Source organism: Vibrio sp. V08_P9A1T1, assembly GCF_963874405.1.
Classification (GTDB): domain Bacteria; phylum Pseudomonadota; class Gammaproteobacteria; order Enterobacterales; family Vibrionaceae; genus Vibrio; species Vibrio anguillarum.
Genome location: NZ_CAWNIB010000209.1, coordinates 1 through 2,723 on the forward strand (window position 1 = coordinate 1; position 2,723 = coordinate 2,723).

Genomic DNA, 2,723 nt, shown 5'->3' on the forward strand with positions numbered 1-2,723 from the left:
AAGTTTCGTGAAATTAAGCGATTTGTAAGAACTGTAAATTTTACGTTTTTTAAAATTTGTATGGATCTTGTTAATTCAGAATAACGCTTTGCAAATCCTTCAATAGTTTCTTTCAATTCAGACAGTGTAAATGGGGTGTCAGCTCGCACAGTCGAATGCTTTAACTGGAAATATTCTACACGTCGGTCACCCTTTGAAGATTGACGATACTCCGCTAGATCAACAACACATTCGCCAGCTAAGCCACATTCTTGTGACCCCTCGATAGTGATGTGTTGCAAGTCAGTATTGAAGTCTAATAGCTCTAAACATCGCTTTACTGCCCATCTGTAGTGAAAAATATCACCAGCTCTTGAATAGTGGATCAAGTCAGAGTTCTTTTTCATCGCCGTATTTTCTTAATTTATCAATGCATTAGAGAGGTTAAATTAGAAATAATACTAACATAGAGCGATGGCCCCAACACGCTTTTTGTCCTAGAGCAGCTTTGCAGGTTGCTACGACAAATCAGCCCCCTGAATAGCTATGCACATATGAGGTTTGAACCACATTAGTTCTTGTATGCAAAGTTAGGATCTGCAAAATCGCGAGGAGTATTAACGCAAAACAATAATTGGGGCATTTTCGTGTTAGCGGTGATCGTACTGACACGTCTCTGGTCAGAAACATGGTACATCTAGTGCTCTAAAGAATTTATGTCAGATTTTTTAATCTGACATTTTCAAAATATCTATCAAAGATATTGATTATTAGACGATTAATTGAAAATTCATCACAATTCATCAAGGTTTGATGAAAAGTTTTCCTAATCCAAACTCTCTACTAATAGCTGACAATCAAATATGAGTTGCCATGAATAGGTTCCTGGCTTATCGAGCCATCTCATTTTGGTTTGCAGTTGTATTCTTTCTAGATTTGATACCATTCTCATCAAGAACAGAGATAACACTGCTAATTAGTTGCTGCAATGGCTCTGGTAGCGCCTTGTTGAGCTTATCAACCACTTTCCCTATAAATGACTTTAAGCTATCTCTTTTTGCGCTATTCTGCGTTTTCTCATAAGAAGCGAGAAAAGATGCTCTCAGCAATTGTTGGACTAAATCACGATCTCTCTGATTAACTTCATTTTGAAGACTCCGAGTGTGCTCTAGTTGCGCTTGTTCATCCTGGCGTTGCTTACGAGCTGTTTTTAAAAGGAACGTTTCTTGTTCGCTATCTTCAATCGTCTTTTGCACATCTTGTTTAATTGATGTCAATCTCTCTTCTTCAATTTCTATTTGCAAAAGTACAGATTTAACAGCTTTCTCACCGAGGTTTATCCCTTCCCTGAGTTCATTGATATGCGCAATCTTATTCTGCTTCTCCTGCTCCAGTTCATCGAGTGAGACCTGCTCCATAACAATGTTGCTTTGATTCGCTGAAACCAATTCAATCTGACTCACCAGATCTTCTAGCTGCTTCGTATAGAAATTGAATGAACGCTTGTTTTTCGGCAGTTTCGACTCTCTGATCATATGCTGATAGCGTTCTTGTGCTTTCTCTGTATCGCCTGTGAACTCAGCCTGTAATCCTTTCGGTTTGAGCAGGTGATCATTAACATAGTCTTGGAACATTTGTTGAAAGTAGCTACCCATTGCACCAGTTTCATTGTACTTAAGGTCACCATCTTCAGATAAAGTATCAACCTCTGGATGGTTGTTTCTTAGATATTCATTGATTGCTCTAATCTGAGATTTGCGTAAGTCGTAGCAGCCTGTTTTTTCATTTCGTCCAGACAAATAGTAGTGGACATGCGCACCAACATTTTCATTTACCGCTCGCTCGTCATCATGCCCACAAATAGCTTTGATCGGATAATCGGGAAAATGGGAAGTTAAAAACTTCTTCATAAATAAGATGTACGATTCAAGTGAGATAACATCTGTTCCAACTTCCCATTGTCGGGGAATCTTAAATATCCCTTCTTGCACGAATGTTGCTGTCTTAGGGGCTGCATCATTCAATAGATTTAACGCTTCAATGTACGTCTTTATTTGCTTCACTCTTTGCTGCTTACGTGGCATCGAACAATCTTCAAACTCTCGGACTATCCACTCCTGGTCAAAGTCTGATATGTAATTGCGTTTATCAGTAAGTAACACTTCAATTAAAGCTGCCGCATCTCCATAACCTTCATTAGTTAATGTCGCTGTCGATTTTTTCAACGCACACCGAGCTTTGTACATTTTCTTTTTCCACTTTTGCTCATTGTGAATACGTACGCTTGGTATGATATCTAGCAGTAGACCCATTTTTCTATCATCATCTAAATCATGAAGGGGAATGATCTGGTCATTATGGTAAATGAGGTTTTTATCTGTAAGTTGAGGGTTCCATTCCAATATTGCTTTGTCCCGCATAGAATCAGGATTAATTCTCAGTGAATGAAATACAGACTTTCGACACTTCACACGATCGTTACTTGAACTTATATAGTTAAGATGACGATAAAGTTGGCGTATAGTTTTTAATTCAGTAGACATAGCAACCTCCAGAACGGGGGTTGCTAGAGAGTTGAGAGATACATCTCTCGCCCGCAGCTTTCATCCCATTCTTTTTGGCTCGACAAAAAGTGGGATGAAAGCGTAGCGGGTTACTAATATATTCGAATTTCGTTGAATACATTATATTAGCCAATTTTAACATCAGAGTGTTATTTAAGAAATTACAAGAGTGCTTGGCAC

2 protein-coding genes are annotated in these 2,723 nt (G+C 38.6%); both read right to left on the reverse strand.

The window, feature by feature from the left end:
• Positions 1-386: hypothetical protein (locus AACT21_RS08615; RefSeq protein WP_141195247.1), on the reverse strand; the 386-nt coding region annotated here is incomplete at its 3' end.
• A gap of 483 nt (positions 387-869) precedes the next feature.
• Positions 870-2,522: a hypothetical protein gene (locus tag AACT21_RS08620; RefSeq protein ID WP_094163944.1), complete on the reverse strand. Its 1,653-nt coding sequence runs from the start codon at positions 2,520-2,522 to the stop codon at positions 870-872.
• Between the last annotated feature and the right edge of the window lie 201 nt (positions 2,523-2,723).